At 72.5% G+C, this 25140-nt stretch carries 26 protein-coding genes; 13 read left to right on the top strand and 13 right to left on the bottom strand.

Annotated elements, in window-relative coordinates:
* Positions 1 to 38: 38 nt before the first annotated feature.
* The 3 genes from ABD374_RS21105 (at position 39) to ABD374_RS21095 (ending at position 4356) form a co-directional block, all read left to right on the top strand.
* Positions 39 to 2249, top strand: coding sequence for an MMPL family transporter (locus tag ABD374_RS21105; RefSeq protein WP_344497131.1), 2211 nt, complete (start codon positions 39 to 41; stop codon positions 2247 to 2249).
* A 179-nt stretch (positions 2250 to 2428) separates the two neighbouring features.
* Positions 2429 to 3172 (top strand): hypothetical protein, encoded by a 744-nt coding sequence (locus tag ABD374_RS21100; protein WP_344497130.1) that lies wholly within the window; start codon positions 2429 to 2431, stop codon positions 3170 to 3172.
* Positions 3169 to 4356: a lactonase family protein gene (locus ABD374_RS21095; protein ID WP_344497129.1), complete on the top strand. Its 1188-nt coding sequence runs from the start codon at positions 3169 to 3171 to the stop codon at positions 4354 to 4356. The genes ABD374_RS21100 and ABD374_RS21095 overlap by 4 nt, the downstream gene beginning before the upstream one ends.
* Before the next feature lie 139 nt (positions 4357 to 4495).
* Here ABD374_RS21095 and ABD374_RS21090 read toward each other — a convergent pair whose 3' ends face one another.
* The 8 genes from ABD374_RS21090 to ABD374_RS21055 form a co-directional block, all read right to left on the bottom strand.
* Entirely contained in the window at positions 4496 to 5191 is a 696-nt protein-coding gene (locus ABD374_RS21090) for a 4'-phosphopantetheinyl transferase family protein (RefSeq protein WP_344497128.1), read from the bottom strand.
* A complete protein-coding gene (locus ABD374_RS21085) occupies positions 5188 to 5973 on the bottom strand; it encodes an AfsR/SARP family transcriptional regulator (RefSeq protein WP_344497127.1) in 786 nt (261 codons plus the stop codon). The genes ABD374_RS21090 and ABD374_RS21085 overlap by 4 nt, the downstream gene beginning before the upstream one ends.
* 87 nt (positions 5974 to 6060) lie before the next feature.
* The gene (locus tag ABD374_RS21080) at positions 6061 to 6858 is read right to left on the bottom strand and encodes a UbiA prenyltransferase family protein (protein ID WP_344497126.1); all 798 of its coding nucleotides are present in this window, start codon (positions 6856 to 6858) and stop codon (positions 6061 to 6063) included.
* Between the two features lie 272 nt (positions 6859 to 7130).
* Positions 7131 to 7799: a response regulator gene (locus ABD374_RS21075; RefSeq protein ID WP_344497125.1), complete on the bottom strand. Its 669-nt coding sequence runs from the start codon at positions 7797 to 7799 to the stop codon at positions 7131 to 7133.
* Positions 7762 to 8874 (bottom strand): sensor histidine kinase, encoded by a 1113-nt coding sequence (locus ABD374_RS21070; protein ID WP_344497124.1) that lies wholly within the window; start codon positions 8872 to 8874, stop codon positions 7762 to 7764. The genes ABD374_RS21075 and ABD374_RS21070 overlap by 38 nt, the downstream gene beginning before the upstream one ends.
* A gap of 245 nt (positions 8875 to 9119) precedes the next feature.
* Positions 9120 to 9755: a MerR family transcriptional regulator gene (locus ABD374_RS21065; protein WP_344497123.1), complete on the bottom strand. Its 636-nt coding sequence runs from the start codon at positions 9753 to 9755 to the stop codon at positions 9120 to 9122.
* A 143-nt stretch (positions 9756 to 9898) separates the two neighbouring features.
* A complete protein-coding gene (locus ABD374_RS21060) occupies positions 9899 to 10732 on the bottom strand; it encodes a transglutaminase-like and tetratricopeptide repeat-containing protein (RefSeq protein WP_344497122.1) in 834 nt (277 codons plus the stop codon).
* Positions 10733 to 10799: 67 nt separating this feature from the next.
* Positions 10800 to 11795: a GNAT family N-acetyltransferase gene (locus ABD374_RS21055; RefSeq protein ID WP_344497121.1), complete on the bottom strand. Its 996-nt coding sequence runs from the start codon at positions 11793 to 11795 to the stop codon at positions 10800 to 10802.
* Between the two features lie 141 nt (positions 11796 to 11936).
* Between ABD374_RS21055 and fdxA the strand changes: the two genes are divergently transcribed.
* Both fdxA and ABD374_RS21045 read left to right on the top strand, forming a co-directional pair.
* Complete coding sequence (gene fdxA, locus ABD374_RS21050; RefSeq protein WP_019058397.1) at positions 11937 to 12257, top strand: ferredoxin; 321 nt, start codon at positions 11937 to 11939, stop codon at positions 12255 to 12257.
* Between the two features lie 118 nt (positions 12258 to 12375).
* Positions 12376 to 13476, top strand: coding sequence for a bifunctional succinyldiaminopimelate transaminase/glutamate-prephenate aminotransferase (locus ABD374_RS21045; protein WP_344497120.1), 1101 nt, complete (start codon positions 12376 to 12378; stop codon positions 13474 to 13476).
* Positions 13477 to 13580: 104 nt separating this feature from the next.
* Here the strand turns inward: ABD374_RS21045 and ABD374_RS21040 are convergent, their stop codons facing one another.
* Positions 13581 to 14006 carry an ATP-binding protein gene (locus tag ABD374_RS21040; protein WP_344497119.1) on the bottom strand — a complete coding sequence of 142 codons (426 nt, stop codon included), beginning with the start codon at positions 14004 to 14006 and terminating at the stop codon, positions 13581 to 13583.
* 307 nt (positions 14007 to 14313) lie between these two features.
* A complete protein-coding gene (locus tag ABD374_RS21035) occupies positions 14314 to 15300 on the bottom strand; it encodes a VldE C-terminal domain-containing protein (RefSeq protein WP_344497118.1) in 987 nt (328 codons plus the stop codon).
* 96 nt (positions 15301 to 15396) lie between these two features.
* On the opposite strand from ABD374_RS21035, the gene dapE reads away from it, so the two are divergent.
* Both dapE and ABD374_RS21025 read left to right on the top strand, forming a co-directional pair.
* The gene (dapE, locus tag ABD374_RS21030; RefSeq protein WP_344497117.1) at positions 15397 to 16476 is read left to right on the top strand and encodes a succinyl-diaminopimelate desuccinylase; all 1080 of its coding nucleotides are present in this window, start codon (positions 15397 to 15399) and stop codon (positions 16474 to 16476) included.
* A gap of 69 nt (positions 16477 to 16545) precedes the next feature.
* Positions 16546 to 17295: an LOG family protein gene (locus ABD374_RS21025; protein ID WP_344497116.1), complete on the top strand. Its 750-nt coding sequence runs from the start codon at positions 16546 to 16548 to the stop codon at positions 17293 to 17295.
* A 118-nt stretch (positions 17296 to 17413) separates the two neighbouring features.
* Here ABD374_RS21025 and folP read toward each other — a convergent pair whose 3' ends face one another.
* The gene (folP, locus tag ABD374_RS21020) at positions 17414 to 18274 is read right to left on the bottom strand and encodes a dihydropteroate synthase (protein ID WP_344497115.1); all 861 of its coding nucleotides are present in this window, start codon (positions 18272 to 18274) and stop codon (positions 17414 to 17416) included.
* Between the two features lie 107 nt (positions 18275 to 18381).
* Here folP and ABD374_RS21015 point away from each other — a divergent pair, with 107 nt between their 5' ends.
* A complete protein-coding gene (locus tag ABD374_RS21015) occupies positions 18382 to 18774 on the top strand; it encodes a hypothetical protein (RefSeq protein WP_344497114.1) in 393 nt (130 codons plus the stop codon).
* Positions 18771 to 19370, top strand: a complete 600-nt coding sequence (locus tag ABD374_RS21010; RefSeq protein ID WP_344497113.1) for a DNA-3-methyladenine glycosylase I — start codon at positions 18771 to 18773, stop codon at positions 19368 to 19370. Before ABD374_RS21015 ends, ABD374_RS21010 begins: the two co-directional genes overlap by 4 nt.
* A 37-nt stretch (positions 19371 to 19407) precedes the next feature.
* Here ABD374_RS21010 and chcB read toward each other — a convergent pair whose 3' ends face one another.
* Positions 19408 to 20208: a 2-cyclohexenylcarbonyl CoA isomerase gene (chcB, locus tag ABD374_RS21005; RefSeq protein WP_344497112.1), complete on the bottom strand. Its 801-nt coding sequence runs from the start codon at positions 20206 to 20208 to the stop codon at positions 19408 to 19410.
* Positions 20209 to 20510: 302 nt separating this feature from the next.
* On the opposite strand from chcB, the gene ABD374_RS21000 reads away from it, so the two are divergent.
* Positions 20511 to 20678 carry a DUF3117 domain-containing protein gene (locus ABD374_RS21000; protein WP_003966491.1) on the top strand — a complete coding sequence of 56 codons (168 nt, stop codon included), beginning with the start codon at positions 20511 to 20513 and terminating at the stop codon, positions 20676 to 20678.
* 121 nt (positions 20679 to 20799) lie between these two features.
* Here ABD374_RS21000 and ABD374_RS20995 read toward each other — a convergent pair whose 3' ends face one another.
* Positions 20800 to 21465, bottom strand: coding sequence for an O-methyltransferase (locus ABD374_RS20995; RefSeq protein ID WP_344497111.1), 666 nt, complete (start codon positions 21463 to 21465; stop codon positions 20800 to 20802).
* A 140-nt stretch (positions 21466 to 21605) separates the two neighbouring features.
* Here ABD374_RS20995 and sigE point away from each other — a divergent pair, with 140 nt between their 5' ends.
* The 3 genes from sigE (at position 21606) to ABD374_RS20980 (ending at position 24962) form a co-directional block, all read left to right on the top strand.
* Positions 21606 to 22385, top strand: a complete 780-nt coding sequence (gene sigE, locus ABD374_RS20990; RefSeq protein ID WP_344497110.1) for an RNA polymerase sigma factor SigE — start codon at positions 21606 to 21608, stop codon at positions 22383 to 22385.
* Entirely contained in the window at positions 22382 to 23308 is a 927-nt protein-coding gene (locus tag ABD374_RS20985; RefSeq protein ID WP_344497109.1) for an anti-sigma factor family protein, read from the top strand. The genes sigE and ABD374_RS20985 overlap by 4 nt, the downstream gene beginning before the upstream one ends.
* A gap of 94 nt (positions 23309 to 23402) precedes the next feature.
* Complete coding sequence (locus ABD374_RS20980; protein WP_344497108.1) at positions 23403 to 24962, top strand: S1C family serine protease; 1560 nt, start codon at positions 23403 to 23405, stop codon at positions 24960 to 24962.
* The last annotated feature ends 178 nt before the right edge of the window (positions 24963 to 25140 follow it).

The raw sequence follows: 25140 nt of genomic DNA, 5'->3' as shown, positions 1-25140 counted from the left end.
CCGTGCGCCCGGCCGTCCCGTACCAACGGAGGAAAGAAATGTTTGCCGCCCTTGGCAGGTTCAGCGCACGACGCCGCAAATGGGTCGTCGTCGCGGCAGTGGTCTTCACGCTGTTCGCCGGCGTCTGGGGAACCGGTGTGTTCGGTTCCTTCACCGGCGGCGCCGGCTTCGACGACCCGGCCAGCGAGTCCGTCGCCGCCGACAAGGTGCTCGACGGACCGCTCGGCCGGGAGTCGAACGACCTGATCGTCCTGTACGAGGACAAGGACCGCACCGTCGACGACCCCGCCTTCTCCGACGCGGTGAGCAAGGCGCTCGCCGGCGTGCCGCGCGAGGACATCGAGCGGCTGAACTCGTTCTGGGAACCCGGCTCGCAGGACAGGGCCGCGTACGTCTCCGAGGACCGGCACGCGACGTATGCCACCGTGCAGTTCACCTCGGACGTGGACCAGGAGCAGGTCGAGTCGCTCGCCACGGTCAAGGAGTCCTTCGAGGTACCGGGCGTGACGGTCCGCTACGGCGGTGTCGCCGCCATGACCGAGCAGGTCAACTCCCTCACCGGCTCGGACATCGCACGGGCCGAGATGCTCTCCGTGCCGATCCTGCTGGTGCTGCTCGTTCTCATCTTCCGCAGCGCGGTGGCGGCGCTGCTGCCGCTCGCCGTCGGCACGTTCGTCGCGCTCGGCTCCTTCGTCGTGCTGCGCGTCCTGACGATGTTCACCGAGATCTCCAGCACCGTCATCAACGTCATCACCATCCTCGGCCTGGGTCTGGCCATCGACTACGCGCTCTTCCTGGTCAACCGCTACCGCGAGGAACTGCACGCGGGCGCCGACGTGGACACCGCCGTGCACCGCGCCACCGCCACCGCCGGCCGCACCGTCGCCTTCTCCGGCCTCGCCGTCGCCATCTCCTTCGCGGGCCTGACGCTGTTCCCGTCCCGCTTCCTCAGCTCCATGGGGTACGCGGCCGTAGCCGTCGTCGCCTTCGCCGTCGTCGGCTCGCTCACCCTCCTGCCCGCCCTGCTGCGCTACACCGGCCACCGCATCGACAAGTGGCGCATCCCGCTGCCCGGCGGCCGCCGGCGGGCCCCCGTGGCCGAGACGCAGGGCCGCTGGTACCGCACCGCCCACGCCGTGATGCGCAAGCCGCTGCTGTCCACGCTCGCGATCGTCGCCGTCCTCGTCGGCCTCGGCGCCCCGCTGCTCGGCGTCAACTGGGCGCGCCCGGGGGAGTGGGTGCTGCCGTCCGACGCCGACGCGAAGGTGGTCAGCAAGCAGCTGAGCCGGGACTTCGACGTCAACCCCGCCCAGATCATGACCGCGGTCGTACGCTTCGACGGCCCCGCGCAGCCGCGGCGCGACGGAGTCGACGCGTACGCGCGGAAGCTGGCTGCGGTCGACGGCATCTCCGAGGCGCGCACCACCGCGGTCGAGGGCAACGACGCGCGCGTCACCCTGCGCTACACGCCCGACCCCATGTCGGAGCGGTCGAACGACATGGTCCATGACGTACGGGCGGTCGCAACGCCCGAAGGCGCCACCACGGCCCAGGTCACCGGCATGCCCGCGTCCCGCGTCGACATCGTCGGCATGATCGGCGAACGCCTGCCCTGGATGGCCCTGTTCGTCGCCGTCGTCTCCTTCCTGGTCCTCTTCCTGGCCTTCGGCTCACTGCTCCTGCCGCTCAAGTCCGTGATCCTGAACCTGCTGTCGCTGCTCGCCGCCTTCGGCGCGATCAAGTGGATCTTCCAGGACGGGCACCTGTCCGGGCTCCTCGGCTTCGAGGCCATCGGCGCGGTGGACGCCAACTTCCCGGTGCTGATCATCGCGATCGCCTTCGGCCTCGCCATGGACTACGAGGTGTTCCTGCTCTCCCGGGTCCGCGAGGAGTGGGAAGTCAGCGGCGACCCGGTCGAGTCGGTCGCCCTGGGCGTCCAGCGCACCGCGAAGATCATCACGAGCGCGGCGCTCCTGCTGGTCGTGGTGGTCGGCGGCTTCATGACCTCGTCGATCCTCTTCATGAAGATGATCGGCGTGGGCCTGGTGATCGCGGTGATCGTCGACGCCACGATCGTACGGGCCCTGCTGGTGCCGGCCACGATGGCGCTGATGGGCAAGTGGGCCTGGTGGGCCCCGGCGCCGCTGGCCCGCTGGTGGTCCAAGTACGGCATCCGCGAATCGGGCCCCGCCCCCCTGGCGTCCCAGGCCGACCCGTCCGCCGACACCCGGGCCGGGGCCCTGCGATGACCCCGCCCCACCCCGATTCCCGGGCGTCCGGGCCCACGGCCACCGTGCCGGGCCCCGGGCGCCCCGGGCGCCCCGGGCCCCGGAAGGCGGGGGCCGGCCCGGCGCCCGCCGTCACCGGCCCGGCAACGACCGGCCCGGCGCCGGTCGCTGCCGGGTCCGGAGGCGGGGCGGAGTCCGCCGTGGGGCAGGACTCCGGAGCCGCCGGGGCCGTCGCCGCCGGTGTCACCGCCGTACTGGCCGCCCTCTTCGGGGACTGGGGTGCCTGGTCCGGCCCCTTCGGGACCGGCGCGTCGTGGTTCCCGCTGCCCTGGGGGGTGACCGCGGGCCCGCCCGTGCTGCTGCTCACGATCGCCGGCGTCCTGATCGCGCGGGCCGGCGCCCCCTCCTTCGCCCGCACCTGGGCCCATACGGCCGCCGGACTCGCCGCCGCGGCCGGCCTGCTGGCGCTGGTGCTGGAACCCCTCCGGCCGGAGAGCGTCTGGAACGCGCTCGCCGAGGCCGCGCACGCCGGTCTCTTCGGGGTCGCGCTCGGCTGGGTGCCCGCCCTCGCCGCGCTCGCCCTCACCGGCCGACGGCCCCGGCGGAGTACGGGACTCGCCCCGTACGTATGGCTCACCCTCCTCGGTGCCGTCGTCCCCCTGGCAGCCCTGACCGCGGGCCTCGCGGGGGCCTCACCGGTCCACGGCGCGGTGTGCACCGCCACCGAGTGCATCAGCCCGCGCGCCGGGCTGCTGTTCACCGGCGAGCTCTCGCTGCGCCTTGCGCTGCCCGCCTGGGCCGCGGGCGTCGCGGTGCTGGCCCTGGCCCGGCGCGGCCACCGCGTCCGCCGGCTGCGCGGCGGGTGGCAGGTGCTGCTCGCCCTGGGCGCCGGCGGACTCGCCGTCCTGTTCTCGCCGGGACTCGTCTTCGGAGCATCCGTATGAATTCGCCGTACAGCAGACGCCGCGTCCTCTCCATGGGCGCGGCCGGCACCCTGGCCGCTCTCGGCTGGACCGGCGCGAGCGCCGCCGCCGGCGACGGCCCGCGACCGCGGGCCCGGCGGGCGTACATCGGCGGGTTCACCATCGGCGAATACGGCCTGCCCGGCCTTCCCGGCATCGGGATCGCGACCGTCGGCGCGGACGGCCGGCTGGAGCTCACCGGCTGGCGGCGGGGCATCGAGAACCCCTCCTTCCTCACGCTCTCCCCGGACCGCCGTGTGCTGTACGCGGTCAGCCAGCTCCCCGGCGGGGCGACCGGCGCCGTCCACGCCTACCGGATCGACGCCGGCCGGCTCACCCCGCTCGGCCGGCCCCGCTCCAGCCACGGCGCGGCCCCGGTCCATCTCGCCGTCCACCCGGCCGGGCGCTTCCTGCTCACCGCCAACTACGACTCCGGGCACCTCGCGGTCCATGCGCTGGACGCGAGCGGCGAGATCGGCGAAGCCGTCCAGGTGGTACGCCACCGCGGCAAGGGCCCGCACCCCGTGGAACAGCGCGGCCCCCACCCGCACATGATCGCCTTCGACCCGGCGGGCGGCCGGGTGCTCGTGCCCGACAAGGGCGACGACCACATCCACGTCTACGACTTCGACGCCCGCACCGGCCGGCTGACGCTCGCCCACCGGACCCCCGTCGGCCGCCGCACCGGTCCCCGCCACCTCGTCTTCCACCCCTCGGGTCGGCTCGCGTACGTCACCAACGAGCTCGGCCACTCGGTCACCGCCCTGACCTACGACCAGGCCACCGGAAGGCTGCGCCCCGTCTCGCACGCCTCGGTCGCCCCGCTCGGCCTCGATCCGCGCAACGCGCCCTCCGCGCTGCACCTCACCCGTGACGCCGGGCTGCTGGTCACCACCGACCGCGGCCTCGACACGGTGGAGACCTTCCGGGTCGGCGGCGCCGGCCGCACGCTCACCCTGCTCGAATCGCAGCCGGTCACGGCCAAGGCACCCGGCACCCGCTGGCCGCGCGACATCGCCCTGGACCCCTCGGACCGCTTCGTGTACGCGGCCAACCAGGCGGGCCAGTCGGTGAGCCAGTTCCGCCTCGATCCGTCCAGCGGCCGGCTGCGCCCGCTGGGGCCGCCGCTGGAAGTGGCGAGCCCCTCCTGCGTACTGCTCCTCTGACGGAGCGCGGAGCACGGGAACAAGCGGGAGCACGGGAACAAGCGGGAGTACGGGAACAAGCGGGAGTACGGGCGGCGGCCCCGGGGTGAACCCCGGGGCCGCCGCCCGTACTCCCGCGCCCACGTCCTTCCGCCGAAGGTCAGCGCCGGGCCGGCCCGTCCTGGGCCGGCCCCCGCCAGTCGGCCACGCTCACACGCGCCTCCGGGCTGCCGCCGGCCACCGACGCCGCGTACCCGTCGGGGCTGCGGACGCTCCGTACGAACCACTCGCGCCCCGAGCCAGGCACCCGCGCCGCGCGCCAGGACCCGAAGGACTGGCCGGTGTAGCGCGGGGGAGTGCGGCTGAGGCCCGTACCGGCCGCCTTGACCAGGGCCTCGGCCCGGGTCCACTGCTCGAAGCCGTGGGTGCTGCGGCCGCCCGACACGCACGGGATCGCGCTCCAGTCCATGTGCGGCCGGATGCGCTCGATGTCGACGCCGACCGGCACCCGCGGGGAGTCGCAGACCGCGATCAGGGCGTACCGGCCGGAGTGCGACAGGCTCGCGGAGAGCACCGTCCCGTCCGGCCCGTGGGGCACCGGCTTGCCGTGCCCTTCCTCGTCGCAGTGCGCGCAGTGGCGGCGGAAGCCCACCTCCTGGGGCGCGATCCCGAGCCGCTGCCCGAGGATCACCCGGAACGCGTGGTGGACGGTGCGGTACCGCGCCCGGTCCCCCTCGCGCCGCAACCGGGCCATCCGCTCGCGCTCCGCCGCGTCGAGGACGGCGTACTCCTCTTCCGGGGACGCCGTCCCCCGCTCGGTGCGCACCGTCCAGATGCTGATGTCGACCGTACTCACGCCGCTGAACCGCCTGCCAGGATGTGGTGCTGAAGCTGCCGCAGGTCCTCGGAGGGTTCCAGGCCCAGCTCCCGGTCCAGTACGGCCCGTACGTCGTGGAACGCGCGGAGCGCGTCGCCGCGGCGCCCCGACCGGTGCAGGGCGTCGATCAGCCTGGCGTGCATCCACTCGTTGAGCGGGTGCGTGGCGACCAGCCGGCGCAGCTCGGGCACCAGTTCCCGGTGGCGGCCCAGGCCCATCGCCGTCTCGATGCGCAACTCCTGCGCGCGCACCCGCAGTTCCTCGATCCTGACGGCGTGCCCGGCGAGCACCCGGCCCTGCGTCACATCGGCGAGGGTGCGGCCGCGCCACAGGCCGAGCGCCGCGTCGAACCGCTCCAGAGCGGTCTCGCGGTTCCCGGCGCGCATCTCGGCGCGTCCCTGCCCGTACAGCCGGGTGAAGGCGTCGAGGTCGAGCTGGCCGGGCGCCGGGCGCAGCGAGTAACCGGTGGCCTCGGTGGCGATGACCCCGCGCATGGCCTCGGCGCCCAGCTCGCGCTCCAGCTCCTGGCGCAGGTGGTACACGTGGGTACGTACGGTGCTGACGGCGGTGGACGGCGGCGAGCCGTCCCACAGCTCCTCGACGAGCGTGTCCACTTCGACGATGTCGTGCGCGCGCACGGCCAGCAGGGCGAGCAGGTTGCGGACCTTGGGGCCGCGGGGCCGGTGCACCGCGGAGCCACTGAACCCCTCCAGGGGCCCCAGTATTCGGAAACCGGCCTTGACTCCACTGATGTCGCTCATCATGAATCCCCGTTCTGCGTTGTGGCCCCGGTCGGTTCCGGTCGGTTCCGGTCGCTTCCAGTCGGTTCCGGGAGTTTTCGTGCGGTGTCAGGAGACCGGCTGGGCGAGTGCGACGAGATGCGTCGCATGCTGCGTGATCATGAAGATTCGGTACGGCAGACGTCTGCGGGAGCGCGAGTCGCCGGGCCGTGCGGTGAGCGCCGCGACCGCCAGGGCCAGCGCACCGGCCAGCACCACGCCGGCGGGGACCAGCAGCTCCGGCAGCGCGAGAGCCGCGGCGCAGAGCAGGAGACCGGCTCCGACGGCGACGGCGCCGACCGAGACGATGACCGCGGTGACGCGGCCGCCCCACAGCACCGTCCAGTTGCGCCGGCCGTGCTTGGCATCGCCCTGGGCGTCGGAGAAGTCCTTCGCCACGGCGCCGACCAGCCCCATCCACAGCGTCATGGCGACGGCGAGCACGACCAGGTGGGCCGTGAGCGGCGCGGCTCCGGCGAGCCAGCCCGCGAAGTAGGTGAGGGCGCCGCTGGCGACGACCACCGCGATGGTGTCCGGGGTCCGGCTCTTGAGGGAGATCCCGGGGGCGGAGTAGGCGTACCCGAGCGCGATCATGCAGAGGGTGACGGCGAACATGACGTGCCCGAGCGAGGCGGCCCCGGCCAGGGCGAAGACGGCCAGCGCCCAGGCGATGCGCCGGGCGTGGGCGACGGGCAGGTCGCCGCGGGCGACGGGGCGGCGGGAACCGTTGGCGCGGTCCTCCCCGATGTCCGTCACCCCGTTGTAGAGGTAGGTGAAGGCGACCGAGGCCAGCCACACCAGCGAACCGAGCACCAGGGCGGAGGGTGCCGCCGCGACCGAGGGCAGGCCGGCCGTGCCCGCCACCACGAAACGAACCAGGAAAATGGTCAGGACGGCAGGCCGGCATTCCTGGAGACAGAACAGGAGAAGGCGTGCGCGGTGGAATCTCGTATTTTTCGTGTCACGCGAATAGCTCGAATACCTGGGGGTACTGGAACTCTGGGCCCTCGCGTACGTCGCTGTCGGCATGCTGATGAATTTATGCTGGGCGTCCGCGGCGGCACAGACCACCATGGAGCAGCAGCCCTACTCCCTAAGATGTATGACCGGCGGTATTCCATTGTTTCCCCGGACGGCCGTCAGGGTCTTCTGATCAGCTGGGCTTCGATGGCCTTGTTCACGGCGTCGATACGGGAGACGGCGCCAAGTTTCTCGAAGATGTTCCGAAGGTGGCGCTTGACGGTTCCTTCGGTGATATTCAGCTTGTTGGAAATCTGACGGTTGCTCAGAGCCGCCGCCGCATGGGTGATGACTTCGCGCTCCCGGGGCGAGAGCGTCTGTCTCGCCTCACCGAAACCGGATTCTGATATTCCGCTGCGCGGTACGGCAATGGTGATGTTCGGGGTGTGCGTGGCCGTGTTCCGGATGGCGGAGAGCAGCGACTCGCGCGGCACGCTCTTGTGCAGATAGCCGCGTGCGCCGCGGGCGATCAGCTCCTGCACGAGTTGCGCCTCGTGGTACATGGTCAGCATGAGCACGTGCAGCTCGGGGAAACGCTCCGTCAGTTCGCTCACCACGCTGGGCGCGTGGTGGTCGGGCATCTCCACGTCGAGCAGCACCACCTGCGCCCCCGTCCGCTCGATCAGGTCACCGAGGCCCTTGGAGGTGTTCACGTCCGCCACCACATGGAGATCCGGCTCGGTGTTGATCAGTTCACACAGCGCGCTGCGCAGGAGCGAGTGATCGTCCACGGCGATGATGCGGATGGGCTCAGTCGTCGGCTCCACGTCGTGGTCCGTCGTCTGCATGATTCTCCTCCGTGATGGGGACGCGAAGCGTGACGGCTGTACCGGCCCCCGGTGTACTGGTGATGGTGACCTGCCCGCCCAGCAGCAGCGCTCGCTCGCGGAGCGAGGCCAGCCCGTTCCCCCGCTGCTTCGCGGGCGAGAAGCCGATGCCGTCGTCCCGCACCACGGCCCGCGCCTCGTGCGCGCCGACCTCCACGTCGATGGTCACGCGGGAGGCGGACGCGTGGGCCAGCGCGTTGCGCAGGCACTCGCGCACCATGATGAACAGGTCGTCGCAGAGCGCGGCCGGCAGCAGGTCGCCGGGGTCGGCCACCTGGATGTCCACCGAGGGCACTTCGACCGCCATCGCGGTCACGAAGGCGGAGAGCGCGACCTGGAGGGACCGGGTGGAGTCGCTGCGGGTGCGGAGCTCGGTGACGATGTCCCGGGTCGTGTACAGCGTCTCCAGGATGGCCTGCTTGAGGCTGCTCAGCCGGACGTCCGCCGGCGACGAGGAGTTCTGGGTGAGCTCGTAGAGCTCCAGCTGGCGCAGGGCCAGGCTGGCCGAGCTGCCGATCCGGTCGTGGATCTCGCGGGCCATTCCGTGCCGGCCCTGCTGGGCGGCGTCGCGTACGACGTCCAGCAGGAACAGTTCCTGACCGGTGGAACCCTCCTCCAGCCGCCGGGTGATGGCGGTCTGAAGGGCGGGAAGCGCCTTCATCAGGTAGTGCTCGGAACCCGGGCTGCCTTCGAGGAGCCGCCCCAGGAAGTCCAGCGTGAGGTTGAAGAACAGAGACCCCGCACGCACGGAATATACCGGCGTGACCCCCTGGGATATCCGAGCCCCGCCCAGCTTGCGGGTTTTGCTGGCCAGTTGGGGATTGAGCGGTGCGGAATTTCCGTGCCGCAGTGCGTGGGCGCATTCCGCGAGAATGTGACGGCCCTGCTCACTGCAGGAGAGCCAGATCTCGGCATGCATTCCCAGCGGGTTCTTCTGTTCGATCAGAAGTTGCCGGTAGGCGTCGAGGATTTCGGGTTCGAGTGCCAGCAATTGCGCGGCAAGCCTCGAACCCTCCGGATCTATCTGATCGTTCAACGCATCCTGGCATGGCGCGCTACTCACACCTGTCCCCCCCGATCGACACCCGACGCCGCTCTTCGCACATCTCGACGACGCTGTCAAGGGGAAAGGGGCTCGGGGATCGTTTGGATGATGCCGCGCGTTCCGTCGGGTTGTCAAGTGACGGAATGCTGTTGTTCATTCATCAACTTGAGCCGGTTTCAAGGGTACTCGGCAATGGGCCGACACCGGGAACAGGCTTGCCGCGTGCCGCCCCTCGGTCAATTGCGCTGCGTCGGCTCTCCCCGCTCCGCGAGATTTGAGAAATGTTCATGAATAAGCCTGCGCAGCGCGGACAGCGCGACATCGCCCAGCACGGAGGAGGTCACCATGCCGGCCGCGGCACTGTCCGGGGCCGGCCGCGACCTCAGCAGCGCCACCTCCGCCTCGCCGATCCGCTCCAGCGCGTCGGCGTAGGTGTCCAGCAGCCGCAGCACGTCGCGCTGCTCCAGCCACTCGCACGCGACCAGCACCTGGGTGAGCGTCAGCCACGCCGGGTTCTCCTTGTTCACCTGCCAGTTGCGCGCCTCGGCCAGCCGGGCCGTGTGCTGCCGGGCCCGGGCCCACTCCTCCTGCTTCTCTTCCTCCTGGGAGGCGGTTCCACGTACGGGCAGGGCGTACAGCACGGTCTCGAGCACCTCGTGCAGCGACGGCGGGGAGGAGTCGATGCGGCGCAGGATCTCCCGTACCGCGGCGTACGGGACGCCACCGACGTCCAGCAGCGTCCTGATCAACGTGACCCGGCGGACGTGCCGTTCGTCGTACACCGGCTCGGCGCGCAGCAGGTCCATGTCGAGGTACATCTGGAGCGCCCGGACGGGGACGCCTGTCTGGCGGCTCAGCTCTGAAAGCGGCACACCTCACCACCTTCGGGATCTGGTCGGGGTTGCCGGGACCCTATGCGGGCCGCGGACCCCCCTACAAGCCCGTGAACCCGACTCCGTCCCCCACTGCCTCGAAAGACACAGCGCCCCTCACCCCACGGGTACAGGGAAGGTGTTCAGTTCAGACGGGCCCGTGCCGCCCGCGCCTCGCCGCGGAGGGTCTTCGCCGCCGCCGGGTCCACCACCGCCACCACCTCCGCGTACGCCTCCATCTCCGCCGCCCCGCCCAGGAAGTCGCCGCGCCGCACCAGCAGCTGCGCCCGCTCGAACCTCAGCCGGGCCGCGTGCGACGGCAGCAGCAGGGACAGTTCCACCGCCCACAGCTGGACGTCCGTACGCTCCGGGCGGGCCGCCGCCCACGCCCGGATGTTGTTCAGGATCCGCGCCACGATCGCCGGCGGATCCGCCGGGGCCTGCGCCGAAGGACCGAGCGGCTCCCCCGTCGCCCCCGCCACCAGCAGCTCCGCGTCCGCCTCCGTCAGCAGCCGCCCGGCGCCGAAGGGGTCCACGAGGACCCGCTCCTCCCCGGACCCGAAGCCCACGACGAAGTGGCCGGGCAGGGCGACCCCGTACACCGGCGCCCCCGCCCGCCGGGCGACCTCGATCCACACCACGGACAGCAGGATCGGCAGCCCGCACCGCCGCCGCAGCACCTCGTGCAGCAGCGAGGACTCCAGCCGCCGGTAGTCCCCGGGCGATCCCCCGAACCCGCAGCGCCCACCCAGCAGGCCGGACACGGCCGAGGCCCACCCCCGCGCCCCGCCGGGACGGAACGGCAGCAGGCCCGCCAGCCGGTCGAGTTCCATCTCGGCCGCTTCCATCCCGGCCTCGTCCAGCGACGCGTCCGCCTCCGCGGCCACCAGCAGGCACAGCAGCGCGAGGTCCGGCCGCTCGGAGCGGGCCTCCTCGGCGAACCGCTGCCGCCGTTCGTGTTCGGTCGGTCGTCCCATACGCCCCTCGTACCCGTCCACGTCCGTATCCGCCTGTATGCCCGTATCCGGTTCCGTCCGTACCCGTCTATGCCGGCCGGAAGTGGTGGTAGCTGTGGTGGGTGGCGAAACCCATGCCGTCGTACAGCGCCCGCGCGCCCTCGTTGCCGGCCTCGACCTGGAGCCACGCGGCCGACGCGCCCTCCTCCAGCGCCCGCCGCGCCAGCGCCGTCATCACGGCGCCGGCGAGCCCCTGCCGCCGGTACGCCGGGTCGACCTCGACCGCCAGGAACCCGGCCCACCGCCCGTCGACGACGCACCGCCCTATCGCGAGGGGCGCCTCCCCCTCGCCGGGGACGGAGGCGAACCACACCGAAGGCCCGCTCTCCAGGACCTTCGTCACGTGCGGCCCCGGCTCCCCGAACCGCTGGTAGCGCGCGAGCCAGGCCGCGTCGCACGCCCGCTCCAGCCGGACCCGCGACACGTCCGCGTCCCGGTCCCCGATCGGTGCGAGCGCGGCGATCCGCACCTCGGCGCTGACTTCGCGCGTCCACCCGAGCCGCCCCAGTTCGGCGGCGAGGCGTTCCTGCGTGCCCTCGGCCCCGGTGGAGACCTGGACGTACGCGGGAAGTCCCCGCGCCGCGTACCACTCCCGTGCCCGCTCCAGCGCCGCACCGACGGGCATCCCGGGGTCCCCGAGCGGCAGCACCGAGTTGGCGCGCCGGGTGAAACCGCCGGCGGCGCGCAGCCGCCACTCGCCGAGCGGCTCGCTCTCGACGGGCTGCCACGCGCGTGCGCCCACGCGCGCCAGCTCCTCGAAAGTCGCCGCGGGGCCGCGCCGCCGGGCCGGGGCGGAGGGCACGACCTTGCCCGCGACCAGGGAGGATTCGGAAATACGGACCGATTCGCCGCCGCGCCGTGTGACCGACAGCACCCCGTCGTCCCAGGATGTGAGAACGCCGACCGTGTCGGTGAACTTCGCTCCCGGCGCCCCGGCCTCGTCGAGGCGTCTGACTGATACCCGTTTGCCCACGTCATCGGGTGAAATGCGAACCTCGAGTCGTCCGCCGGCAGTGAATTCCACAGCTCTGTCCGCCCCTCCTGTTCGGATCGTGCCCGGGAACGGAGATACTAGAGGCGGGCATCGACGACGCCGCGCTCCCGCGCGCCACGTGGACGGAGCCGCAGATCGGCCCGCCGCGCCCTATCGAGGAGGAACGACAGCGTGACCTACGTCATCGCGCAGCCTTGTGTCGACGTCAAGGACAAGGCGTGCATCGAGGAGTGCCCGGTCGACTGCATCTACGAGGGCTCCCGGTCCTTGTACATCCACCCGGACGAATGCGTCGACTGTGGTGCCTGTGAGCCGGTCTGCCCGGTCGAGGCCATCTTCTACGAGGACGACACCCCCGAGGAGTGGAAGGACTACTACAAGGCGAACGTCGAGTTCTTCGACGAGCTCGGCTCGCCCGGTGGTGCTTCCAAGCTCGGCCTGATCGAGCGCGACCACCCCTTCGTCGCCGCGCTCCCGCCGCAGAACCAGTAAGCGGCGAGGCAAGTGCGCCGCCCCGGTCCCGTACGGCCTGCCCGCCGTACGGGACCGGGGCGTTTCCAGAGCCGGAGCCCGAGCCCGCGCCCGTCCGAGCACGAGAAAGCGATCCACCGTGTCCGCAGTCACTGACCGCCTGCCCACCTTCCCCTGGGACAAGCTGGAGCCGTACAAGGCGACCGCGGCCGCCCACCCGGACGGCATCGTGGACCTGTCCGTCGGCACGCCCGTCGACCCGGTCCCCGAACTGATCCGGCGGGCCCTCGTCGCGGCCGCGGACTCCCCGGGCTATCCGACGGTGTGGGGCACGGCCGCGCTGCGGGACGCGCTCACGGGGTGGGTGGAGCGGCGCCTGGGCGCGCGCGGTGTGGCGCACGCCAACGTCCTGCCGGTCGTCGGCTCGAAGGAGCTGGTGGCCTGGCTGCCGACGCAGCTCGGACTGGGCGCCGGCGACCAGGTGGCGTACCCCCGGCTCGCGTACCCGACGTACGAGGTGGGCGCGCGGCTGGCGGGCGCGGAGCCGGTCGTGTACGACGACCCGGTGGCGGACCTCGATCCCGCCCGCCTCAAGCTCCTCTGGCTCAACTCGCCCTCCAATCCGACCGGCCGCGTCCTGGCCAAGGACGAGCTGACCCGGATCGTCGCGTGGGCGCGCGAGCACGGCGTGCTGGTCTTCAGCGACGAGTGCTACCTGGAGCTGGGCTGGGAGGCCGAGCCCGTCTCCGTACTGCACCCGGACGTCTGCGGCGGTACGTACGAGGGCATCGTCGCCGTGCACTCGCTCTCCAAGCGTTCCAACCTGGCCGGCTACCGCGCGGCCTTCGTCGCGGGCGACGCGGCCGTCCTCGGCGACCTGCTCCAGATCCGCAAGCACGGCGGCATGATGACGCCGGCGCCGGTGCAGGCGGCGACGGTCGCGGCGCTCGGCGACGACGCGCACGTGGCGGAGCAGCGGGAGCGGTACGCGGACCGGCGCGCGGCGCTGCGGACCGCCCTGGAGGCGCACGGCTTCCGGATCGAGCACAGCGAGGCGAGCCTGTACCTGTGGGCGACGCGTGACGAGCCGTGCTGGGAGACGGTGGCCCGCCTGGCGGAGCTGGGGATCCTGGTGGCCCCCGGTGACTTCTACGGGCCCGCGGGGGGCCGTTTCGTACGGGTGGCGTTCACGGCCACCGACGAGCGCGTCGCGGCGGCGGTCGAGCGCCTCGGCGGCTGACGGCCCACGCGCGCACAGCGCGCGAAGGGGCCCCGGGGAGTTCGCGCTCCCCGGGGCCCCTTCCGCTTGCCTCTGTTCTGCCTGCTCCTGCTTCCGCGTACGGACTAGCCGAGCGGGAGCTTGGTGGGCAGCTGGTCGGCCGGCAGGTCGCCGCCGGCGGGCAGGCCCCCGTCGGTCGCGGTCGACGTGGTGTCGCCGACCACCTCACCGGCGGAGCCCGCGACGTCACCGGCCGCCTTCTGCGCGGCCGGGGTGGCCGTCTTGCCGGTCTTGCCGACGGTCTTGCCCGCGGCCGGGACGGCCTTCTTGACGGCCTTGCTGCCGGTGTCACCCGCCGCCTTGGTGCTGTTCTGCGCCGCTCCGTCGACGGTGTCGCCGAGGCCGGCGCCGTCCAGGGCGGTCAGGCCGCCCAGCTCCGGGGCGGGAAGGCCGGCGGCGCTCGCGGAGCCGGCAGCACCGACCACGGGGGCTGCGCCGGCCGCGATGATCAGTGCGGCGCGGGCGATCCGACGGGTCAGGGGGAGAGACATGGTGCTCCTTAGACGGGAGAGACGTTGAGTCGGGACGGTCGGTCCGACGATCAGACGCCCTGACAACCGCTCGCAGGGCGGGAGAGGTTGCGGTGCACCAAGGTAAAGAGTTTGTAATGCGTCGCATTATCGGCTGGGGATGAACCCGGGCAAATGATCTGCGGGGGAAGGGAGCGCCGGAGGGCTTCCGGAAGGCTGCTTCCCTTTGTTGCCCGGGGAATCGGAGAAGGGAGGGGCAGGGCCCGCCGGTGTGCGCGTACCCGGGATCCCGCGCGATCCGCTTACCCCTTCCGGGCGACCGTTCGCACTATTGCGCGGTGGTGATCCGGACCTCTCCGGAGCCCTTTCCCGTGTTCTCCCGCTGCCATTTCTTCCCGGAGTCCCCGGTGGTCCACACGCGGCCCGCGTAGGAGACCTGTTCGATGTGCAGCTCGGAGGAGTGGGCGACGGCCCAGTGCGCGATCTCCCAGCCGCGCCGGTCCCCACCGGCCCTGCCGCCGCCCGCCGCCTGCGCGGGCACCGGCACGCTCACCGTCGCCGCGGAGGCGCTGCCGGGCTTCGCGTCCGCGCCCGCGGAGTCGCCCGCACCGGCCGGTGCGCCGGTGGTCCGCGCCGGGTCCGGGGGCCCCGCCGCCCGGGCCCCGGGCAGTACGCCGGACCCGAAATCCCGTACCAGCGCGGCCCGTACGTCGGCCGGCTCGCCCCGCTGCGCGTCCAGGGGCGCCGAGCAGCTCAGCGAAGCGGGCGCGCGCCCGGTGAGCGCGGCGGCCAGCAGCGCCGCGTCCGGCTCGTGCTTCGCGTACGCCTGCGGGAAGCCGCTGCGCTGGACGCGCTGGGCGGCGACGGTCAGCGGCAGCCGGGAGTAGCCGGGGACCTTCTCCAGGTGCTCGTAGAACTTCCCCGCCGAGTACCCGGGGTCGAGGATCTGCTTCTCGGTGCCCCACCCCTGCGAGGGGCGCTGCTGGAAGAGCCCCAGCGAGTCCCGGTCGCCGTGCTCGATGTTGCGCAGCGCCGACTCCTGGAGCGCGGTCGCGAGCGCGATCGTCACCGCCCGCTCCGGCAGCCCGCGCGAGGTGCCGACGGCGGAGATCGTCGCGGCGTTGACCGCCTGCTCCGGACTGATCTCGTACGTCGCCCCGTCGCCCTCCGCGGAGCGCACGACACAGCGCGGCGCGCCTCCTCCGCCGGTCACGTACTGCGCCACCAGGTACCCGGCCAGCGCCAGCAGCACGGCGACACCCGCCACGATGCGCAGGGTGCGGCCGCGAGTGAGGGAAGAGGTGGACTCAGGCACGCTGCCAAAGGTACTGGAGGCGGCCGCGGGCCCCGTGGGGTCCTCGCGCTTCCGTCCGCCCGCCTCCTCCCCGGCCCGGGCCGTTAGGCTCGGGGCATGGCCGAAACCATGCTTGACCTCGCCCTGGACGCCCCCGCGCTGACCGCCCGGCTCGTCGACTTCCCGTCGGAGAGCGGCAACGAGAAGGCACTCGCCGACGCCGTCGAGGAGGCGCTGCGCGCGCTGCCGCACCTGACCGTCGACCGGCACGGCAACAACGTGGTGGCCCGGACGAACCTGGGGCGCGCCGAGCGGGTCGTCCTGGCCGGGCACATCGACACCGTGCCGATCGCCGGCAACGTGCCGTCCAGGCTCGACGAGAACGGCGTCCTGTGGGGCTGCGGTACGAGCGACATGAAGTCCGGCGTCGCCGTCCAGCTGCGTATCGCCGCGACCGTCCCCGCGCCCAACCGGGACCTGACCTTCGTCTTCTACGACAACGAAGAGGTCGCCGCGCACCTGAACGGCCTCGGGCACGTCGCCGACGCGCACCCCGACTGGCTCGTGGGCGACTTCGCCGTACTCCTCGAACCGTCCGACGCGCAGGTCGAGGGCGGCTGCCAGGGCACGCTGCGGGTCCTGCTGCGCACCGCGGGGGAGCGGGCGCACTCGGCGCGGGGCTGGATGGGGTCCAACGCGATCCACTCGACGGCGCCGATCCTGGCCAGGCTGGCGGCGTACGAGCCGAGGCGGCCCGTGATCGACGGACTGGAGTACCGCGAGGGCCTCAACGCCGTCGCGATCGAGGGCGGCGTGGCGGGCAACGTCATCCCCGACGCGTGCACGGTGACGGTCAACTTCCGTTACGCGCCCGACCGCAGCGAGGAGGAGGCGATCGCGCACGTGCGGGAGGTCTTCCAGGACAGCGGCGTCGCGGAGTTCGTCGTGGACGACCACTCGGGGGCGGCCCTGCCCGGCCTCTCGCACCCGGCCGCCGCGGCGTTCATGGCGGCGGTGGGCGGCAGCGCGCGGCCCAAGTTCGGCTGGACCGACGTCGCGCGCTTCAGCTCGCTCGGCGTGCCCGCGGTCAACTACGGGCCCGGGGACGCGCTTTTCGCGCACAAGCGGGACGAGCACGTCGCCGTCGAGCGGATCACGCACTGCGAAGAACGGCTGCGCGCCTGGCTGACTGCCTGAATTTCACTGTTCGTCACGTCTGTGGATCTACCCTGACCGGACAATGTTCGGCAGCGGAGGGAGTACGGCATGACGATTCCTGAAGAGGAGCGGGTACCGGAAGAGCAGCGTCTGGGCCCTGTGGTACGCCGTGGCGACCAGATCCAGCCGGGCACGACCGACCAGCGGCTGCTGGACTCCGACGGCGACACCGGCTGGGTGCACACGGACCCCTGGCGGGTCATGCGGATGCAGGCGGAGCTGGTGGACGGCTTCGGCGCCCTCGCCGAACTGCCCCCCGCCATCAGCGTCTTCGGTTCGGCGCGCACACGGCCCGGTACGCCCGACTACGAAGCGGGCGTGGAGCTCGGCAGGGGGCTGGCCGAAGCGGGGTTCGCCGTCATCACGGGCGGTGGTCCCGGGGCGATGGAGGCGGCGAACAAGGGGGCCCGGGACGCCAAGGGCATCTCGGTCGGCCTCGGGATCGAGCTGCCCTTCGAGCAGGGCATCAACGCGCACGTCGACATCGGCGTGAACTTCCGCTACTTCTTCGTCCGCAAGATCATGTTCGTGAAGTACGCGCACGGCTTCGTGGTCCTGCCGGGCGGCCTCGGCACCCTGGACGAGCTCTTCGAGGCCCTCACTCTCGTCCAGACCCGCAAGGTCACCCGCTTCCCGATCGTGCTCTTCGGCACGGCGTACTGGGGCGGCCTGGTCGACTGGCTGCGCGACACGGTGATCGCCGAGGGCAAGGCGTCCGAGAAGGACCTGCTGCTGTTCCACGTGACGGACAGCGTGGAGGAAGCGGTGGCGCTGGTGTCGAAGGAGTCGGAGCGGTAGCGGCCGGCGGACGCCCGAGGGGCCGAGGGCCGCGGCGGTGCGGCGGCCCTCGGCCCCTCGGGGCCCCGGGGCGAAGTCCGGGGGAGGGCGAGGAGCGGGGGCCCGAGGGGCGCCCCGCTCAGGCCAGCCCCCGCCGGGCGGCCGCCGGCGCCCGGTGCCCCGCGATGGACGCCACCATGTCCAGTACCTGCCGCGTCTCCGCCACCTCGTGCACGCGATAGACCTGCGCCCCCAGCCACGCCGACACCGCCGTCGTCGCCAGCGTCCCGACGAGCCGCTCCTTCACCGGTTTGTCGAGCGTCTCGCCGACGAAGTCCTTGTTGGACAGCGAGACCAGCACAGGCCGCCCCGTCTCCACCATCTCGCCCAGCCTGCGGGTCGCTTCCAGGCTGTGCCGGGTGTTCTTGCCGAAGTCGTGCCCCGGGTCGATCAGGATCGCGTCACGCCGTACGCCCAGGCCCTCCGCGCGCTCCGCCAGGCCGAGCGTGACACCGAGGATGTCCGCCATCACGTCGTCGTACGCGATCCGGTGCGGCCGGGTCCGCGGCTGCGCGCCGCCCGCGTGCGTGCACACCAGGCCCACGTCGTAACGGGCCGCCACCTCGGCCAGCCGGGGGTCGGCACCGCCCCACGCGTCGTTCAGCAGGTCCGCCCCCGCCTCGCAGACCGCCTCGCCCACCTCGTGCCGCCAGGTGTCGACGCTGATCACCACGTCCGGGTGGCGCCTGCGCACCTCGGCCACGAAACCGACCGTGCGCCGCGCCTCCTCGGCCGCGCTCACCTCTTCGCCGGGACCGGCCTTCACGCCGCCGATGTCGATGATGGCGGCGCCCTCCGACACCGCCTGCTCGACGCGGGCGAGCGCGGGCTCGTCGCGGAAGGTCGCACCCTGGTCGTAAAAGGAATCAGGGGTCCGGTTCACGATTGCCATGATCACCGGCTCATGCGCTCCGAACTCGCGTTGTCCCAGCCTGAGCACCGTTTCTCCTCCTCGCGTCGGTCGCCTGCGACCTTAACTGCCGGTGCCGCATGGCACGATCGGGACTGGACGGTTTCGGTAGGTGCGCGTGGCCCGGGGAGACACTCGTGTTCTTGTTCTTGGTGGTGGCGATGGTCGTCGTGGTCGCCGCGGTCACCCTCGTCGTGGTCGGCGGAGGCGACGGCGCCGGCGGGGCCCTGCCCGAAGCGGCGCCCGAGCAGCTCGTGGACCCGCTGCCCGTGACGCGGCCGGTGGGCCGCGCCGACCTCGAGGCGCTGCGCCTTCCGATGGCTCTCCGGGGCTACCGGATGGGTGCCGTCGACGACGTGCTCGGCCGTCTCGGCGCCGAGCTCGCCGAGCGGGACGCGCGGATCGCCGAGCTGGAGGCCGCGCTGGCCGGTGTCCAGGCCGGCACGGTCGGCGGCGCGGGCCTCTTCGGGGACGCCGCCTTCGAGGACGCCCCTGCCTCCGACGCCTCCGACGACGGGCCCCGGTCATGACGGGGGCGGGCGGCGCCGCGCCGGGCCCCGACGGCAGGCTCCGCTGCCCGTGGGGCCTGGCCACCGCGGAGTACGTCGCGTACCACGACGGCGAGTGGGGCCGGCCGGTCCACGGCGACGACGCGCTGTACGAGCGCCTCTGCCTGGAGGCGTTCCAGTCCGGCCTGTCCTGGCTGACGATCCTGCGCCGGCGGGAGGGCTTCCGTACCGCCTTCGCCGGTTTCGAGATCGCGTCGGTGGCCGCCTTCACCGACGAGGACGCCGCGCGCCTGCTCGCCGATCCCGGGATCATCCGCAACCGCGCCAAGATCGAGGCGACCCTCGCCAACGCCAGGACGCTCGCCGGCTGGCGCGCCGGCGAGCTGGACGCCCTGATCTGGTCGTACGCCCCGGACCCCGCGACGCGCCCGGCCCCGCGGACGGTCGCGGACGTCCCCGCGATCACCCCGGAGTCCGTCGCGCTCTCCCGGGCGCTCAAGAAGCGCGGCATACGGTTCGTCGGCCCCACCACGGCGTACGCGCTGATGCAGGCGTGCGGTCTGGTCGACGACCATCTCGCCCCGTGCGTGGCGCGCGGCGGAGCGGCACGGACGTAGACGTGGCGGACCCGGCAGACCTGGCGGACCGGCGGTCCTAACGGCCGAGGTACTGCGGCTTCTCCTTGGCGATGAACGCCTGCACCGCGATGGCGTGGTCCTCCGACGCGCCCGCCCTCGTCTGGAGTTCGTCCTCCTTTTCGAGGGTCTCGTCCAGGCTGTGGTCCGCGCCGTACGCCAGGGACTCCTTGAGCGCGGCGTACGCCAGGGTCGGGCCCGCGGCCAGGGCACGGGCGACGGCCTCGGCCTCGGCGGCCAGGTCGGCGGCGGGCACGATCTTGTTGGCGATGCCCAGCTCGAACGCCTCCTGCGCGGGGACCGAGCGCGGGAAGAGCAGCAGGTCGGCGGCGCGGCTCCGGCCGATCAGGCGCGGCAGGGTCCACGAGACGCCCGAGTCGGCGGTCAGCGCGACCCCCGCGAAGGACGTGTTGAAGGCGGCCGTGTCGGCGACGACCCGGTAGTCGGCGGCGAACGCGAAGCCCGCGCCCGCGCCGGCGGCGACGCCGTTGACCCCGGCGACGACGGGCTTCGGCATCCCGGTCAGGGCCCGCACGATGGGGTTGTAGTGCTCGCGCACCGTGTTCATGGTCCGGCCGGTGCCCGCCTCGCGGTCGGCGGCGAGCGAGGAGATGTGCTCCTTGAGGTCCTGGCCGACGCAGAACGCCCGGCCGGCGGCGGTGAGCAGGACCGCCCGTACCGCCGGATCGGCGGCCGCGGCCCGCACCGCGTCCCGCAGGGCGACCTTGGCCTCGGTGTTCATGGCGTTCATGGCCTCGGGACGATTGATCGTGATCGTCGCGAGTCCGTCGGTCACCTCGTAGAGCACGGTGTCGGCCATCGGTGGGTCCCCTTTTGCAGCTCGGCAGGCATGTCCTCGCCCAGCATGGCGGAGATCACCGGAGCTGCACATGTGACCTGCGTCTAACGAAGTGAGGCCCCCAGGTGCCCAGTGGCGGCGAAGTATCGCAGGCGGAACGCCGAATTGAGTGGTTTTGAGAGAGCGCGTTGCGCAAGCGATGCCGAACGATGTTGGTCATTGGGTCCTGTGATGCGGGATAATGGCCTGGAAGCAATATGTTCGATGCCGGTGACACCTGGGTTGTCGGCTGCGATGAGCTGGTTTCAGGAAGGGGAACGAGCATGGCGGCCATGAAGCCGCGAACGGGCGACGGCCCGCTCGAGGTGACCAAGGAGGGGCGGGGCATCGTCATGCGCGTTCCGCTCGAAGGCGGCGGACGACTTGTCGTCGAGCTGACTCCGGATGAGGCCGATGCGCTCGGCGACGCTCTGAAGAAGGTCGTCGGCTAACGCGGAAGCACCGAACTTTCCACTGCCCCGGCACGCCACTGGCGTGCCGGGGCAGTGGCGTGCCCGGCCCCGGATTCCCCGCGCGGGGCTGCCCCGGATTCCCCGCGGGGCCGCACCCGGGTCAGCCGCGGCGTACCGCGCAGAGGAGGCCGTCGCCGACCGGGAGCAGTGTCGGGAGGAGGCTGCGGCTCTCGCGCACCTCGCGCAGCAGTTCGCGCAGGCGCTGGACCTCCGCCGCCTGCGCCGAGGAGTCGACCGTACGGCCGTCCGCGAAGACGCCTTCGAACACGACGATTCCGCCGGGCCGCAGCAGGCGCAACGATTCAGCGAGATAGTCCATGCACTCGTGCAGGTCGCCGTCGCAGAAGACGAGGTCGTACCCGCCGTCGGCGAGGCGCGGGAGCACGTCCAGGGCGTGCCCGGGAATGAAGCGCGCGCGGTTCCCGGCGAAGCCGGCCGCACGGAACGCCTCGCGGGCGAACTGCTGCCGCTCCGGCTCCGGGTCCACGGTGGTGAGTACGCCGTCGGGCCGCATCCCGTTCAGCAGGTAGATGCCGGAAACGCCGGTGCCCGTACCGATTTCCGCCACCGCCTTGGCGTCCGCGGTGGCGGCGAGAAGGCGCAGCGCGGCGCCGGTGCCGGGTGACACCGAGCGCAGTCCTGCCTCCTCGGCCCGGTCACGCGCCCAGCGCAGGGCTTCGTCCTCGGCGACATAGGCGTCGGCGAACGCCCAGTTCGTCTGCCGGTTGGCGGTAATGGCCCTCTCCTGTCCCCGTAGTTGGCGCAACCGTGACTGTATCCGCTGGCGTCGGGAACCCGCAGATGGGACCGGGCGTTAGGAGAGGGCGGGGAGACATGGATCAGGACCGCATGCGAGTTCCAAATTCTCGTAAAGATGCTTATCCGGAGCTAACGGGCGAGGTGGCTATGGTAGGGGCTCCACTGGACACCACCAGAGCCGATAGGGGAGGTGCGGCTGCGCCTGTGGATCGGGGAGGAGTGCTGCGGCGCTTTCTCAGGTCGGCGGGTGAGCCGAAATCCGTGACCGACATTGCTGACCGCGCACGTCCCACGCACTCCGCACAGACCGCGACCTTCGCCTCGGATGCGGAATCCCAGGCGTGGACGCCTCCCACCTGGGAGGAGATCGTCAGCACGCACAGTGGTCGCGTCTACCGTCTCGCCTACCGCCTGACAGGAAATCAGCACGATGCCGAGGACCTCACGCAGGAGGTCTTCGTCCGCGTCTTCCGTTCGCTGTCGACGTACACGCCCGGCACCTTCGAGGGCTGGCTGCACCGCATCACGACCAACCTGTTCCTGGACATGGTCCGCCGCAAGCAGCGCATCCGCTTCGACGCGCTCGGCGACGACGCCGCGGAGCGGCTGCCGAGCCGTGAGCCGTCCCCGCAGCAGGTCTTCAACGACACCCACTTCGACGCGGACGTGCAGCAGGCGCTGGACACCCTCGCGCCCGAGTTCCGGGCGGCGGTCGTGCTCTGTGACATCGAGGGCCTGTCGTACGAGGAGATCGCCGCGACCCTGGGCGTCAAGCTCGGGACCGTACGCAGCCGCATCCACCGCGGCCGCTCCCACCTGCGCAAGGCTCTGAAGCACCGGTCTCCCGAAGCGCGCGCCGGGCAGCGCTCGCTCGCGACCGTGGGCCCCGGTGTCCCCGTGGTGGGCGGAGAGGGCGGAGCCGAGTGAGTGGCACCCGACCGACCTCTGCCGAGCAGCACCTGGGGGACCGGCTGGCCGCCCTGGTGGACGGCGAGCTGAGCCACGACGTCCGCGAGCGTGTCCTGTCGCACCTGGCGACCTGCGCCAAGTGCAAGGCCGAGGCCGACGCCCAGCGCCGCCTGAAGAACGTCTTCTCCACCACCGCACCGCCCCCGCCCTCCGAGGGGCTGCTCGCCCGGCTCCAGGGGCTGCCCGGCGGCGGGTCCGACGGTGAGGACGGCGACGGCACCAGGCCGTTCGGACGGGGAAGCTTCGGGCACGGAGTCTTCGACGGCGACGCCCCGGGGGCGAGACCCGGCAGACCCGGCGGCACCTTCGGCTTCCACTACGTGCCGGCCGCCGGGCACGGCGGTGCGCTCCCCGGCGCCGCGTCCGGCCGTGGTTTCCGCATCCATGACGTGGGCCGCGCGGAGGCGGAGCGTTCCGGCGGGCGCGGGAGGCGGCTGGCCTTCGCGGCGGCGAGCGCCGTCTCGCTCGCCGCGTTCGCGCTCGGCGGCGCCATGCCCGTCGGATCCGCGGGCGAGCCCAGTGCCAGAAGCGGCGGATCGGGCAACAACGTCACTCCGCCGCGTGCGGCGAGCCCGAGCGGCGGCGCCACGGAGAACACCCGCCGCCGCCTCACGGGGAGCGGCCTCCTCGCCGCGTCCACCGCGCGGCCCGCCCCCGCTGCCACGGTGGCCCCGGTCGCCGCCGGGGCCCGGAGCGTCTCGCTGACACAGCCTTTCTCGGCGCCCGCGCTCGCCGGCCAGCTCCCGCTGCCGCTGATACGTCCGCCGGCCGCTGTCCTGTCGCCGGGGCCCGTCCCCGGCCGGAGCCTGCTGCTGACCGCACCGCCGTCGCCGCTCCGCCTGGCCGCTCCGCCCCAGTCCGGACTGCCCGTTTCCCCCTGAGACTGGTTGAATCCTGGGAGGCGTGCCCCCACGGGGGCGCGGACAGCGAAGTGGCACTGCCCTACGGGCGTGCTCGTGGGGTTGCGGGGAGAACATGGACGAGGGCATGCCCACCGGGCCGAAGGCGAAGTGGTGGAGCCGTCCCGCTCCGGTCCACCAGGGACCGGAGCCGACACCGATACCGGTACCACTACCCCCGGAGCCCGCCCCCGTGACGTCGCGGGGCTCCGAGCCCACGCGGTCACAGCCGCAGTCACAGTCACAGCCGCGTCCGCAGCCCCTGCACGCGCCCGACCCGTACGCGACACCGCCGTACGGGGACCCGGGGCCCTGGGCCCCCGCGCCGCCCGTGCAGCGGCCGGTGCCGTCCCCGCCGCAGGGCACCTTCGTACCGCCGGCAGCGCCTTCGGCGACCGGGGCCGGCGTGCCCCTGGCGCCGCACCTCCAGCCTTCCCACTGGTTGCAGTACGACCCCTGGGGCGCGCACCGGCAGCCGCTGGTCCACCCCGGTGACCCGTCGGGGGCGGACGGCGGCCGGAGGAAGAAGGGCAGCCGGGGTGCGCTGCTCGCCGGGGCGCTGATGATCGCGCTGGTCGCCGGCGGCATCGGCGGCGGCGTCGGGGCGTACGTCGAACGCAACGGCGGCGTCACCCGCGTCGAGCTCCCCCAGGCCCGGGCGGAGGACGGCAAGGGCCGCGCCCCCGACAGCGTCGCGGGCATCGCGGCCAGCGCCCTGCCGAGCGTGGTCACCCTGCACGTCACCGGGGCCGGTGAGCAGGGCACGGGCACCGGCTTCGTGCTCGACGCGAAGGGCCACATCCTCACCAACAACCACGTGGTGGCCCCGGCCGGAGCGGGCGGCACCGTCACCGTCACCTTCAGCGGCGGCCAGAGCGCCAAGGCGAAGATCGTCGGCAAGGACAGCGGCTACGACCTCGCGGTCGTCCGCGTCCTGGGGGTCGACGGGCTCAAGCCGCTGCCCCTGGGCAACTCCGAGAACGTACGGGTGGGGGACCCGGTGGTGGCCATCGGCGCGCCGTTCGACCTCGAGAACACCGTGACCTCCGGGATCATCAGCGCCAAGGAGCGCCCCATCACCGCGGGCGGCGAGAAGGGCGACGGCAGCGACATCAGCTATGTCGACGCGCTCCAGACCGACGCTCCGATAAACCCGGGCAATTCGGGTGGTCCGCTGGTGGACGCCCAGGCCCGCGTCATCGGCATCAACAGCGCCATACGGGCGGCCGACAGCGGTACGGGCCTGGAGGGCAGCCAGGGCGGCAGTATCGGCCTGGGTTTCGCGATCCCCATCAACCAGGGCAAGCGGGTCGCCGAGGAGCTGATCAACACCGGCCGGGCGACGCACCCGGTGATCGGCGTCACCCTGGACATGAAGTACACGGGCGACGGCGCCCGCGTCGGTGCCAAGGGCGCGGAAGGACCGGCGGTGACGCCCGACGGCCCCGGCGCCCGGGCCGGGATCGAGCCGCGCGACATCATCACCGAGGTCGACGGCCGGAAGGTGCACAACGGGCAGGAGCTGATCGTCAGGATCCGCGCCCACCGCCCCGGCGACCGCCTCGAACTGACCGTGGTGCGCGCCGGCCGGGAACGGACCGTCACCGTGACGCTCGGCTCGGCGGACGGCAAGTGAGCGGCAGCATGCGGCGGAGGCGCGCGAGCGACGGAACGCGGGGGGAGGCACGCGAACGACGACACGTGAGCGACGACACAGGCGTCCATATGAGTGTTGCGTGAAGGTACCGTCCGGACAGATGGGGCGGGTACCGTTGACCGGGCCCGGACCGGTCCTCTGCCTGCGGCGGGGAGAC

It is taken from the genome of Streptomyces enissocaesilis (assembly GCF_039533765.1).
Lineage (GTDB): Bacteria > Actinomycetota > Actinomycetes > Streptomycetales > Streptomycetaceae > Streptomyces > Streptomyces enissocaesilis.
This window is presented reverse-complemented; position numbering and strand designations above follow the sequence as displayed.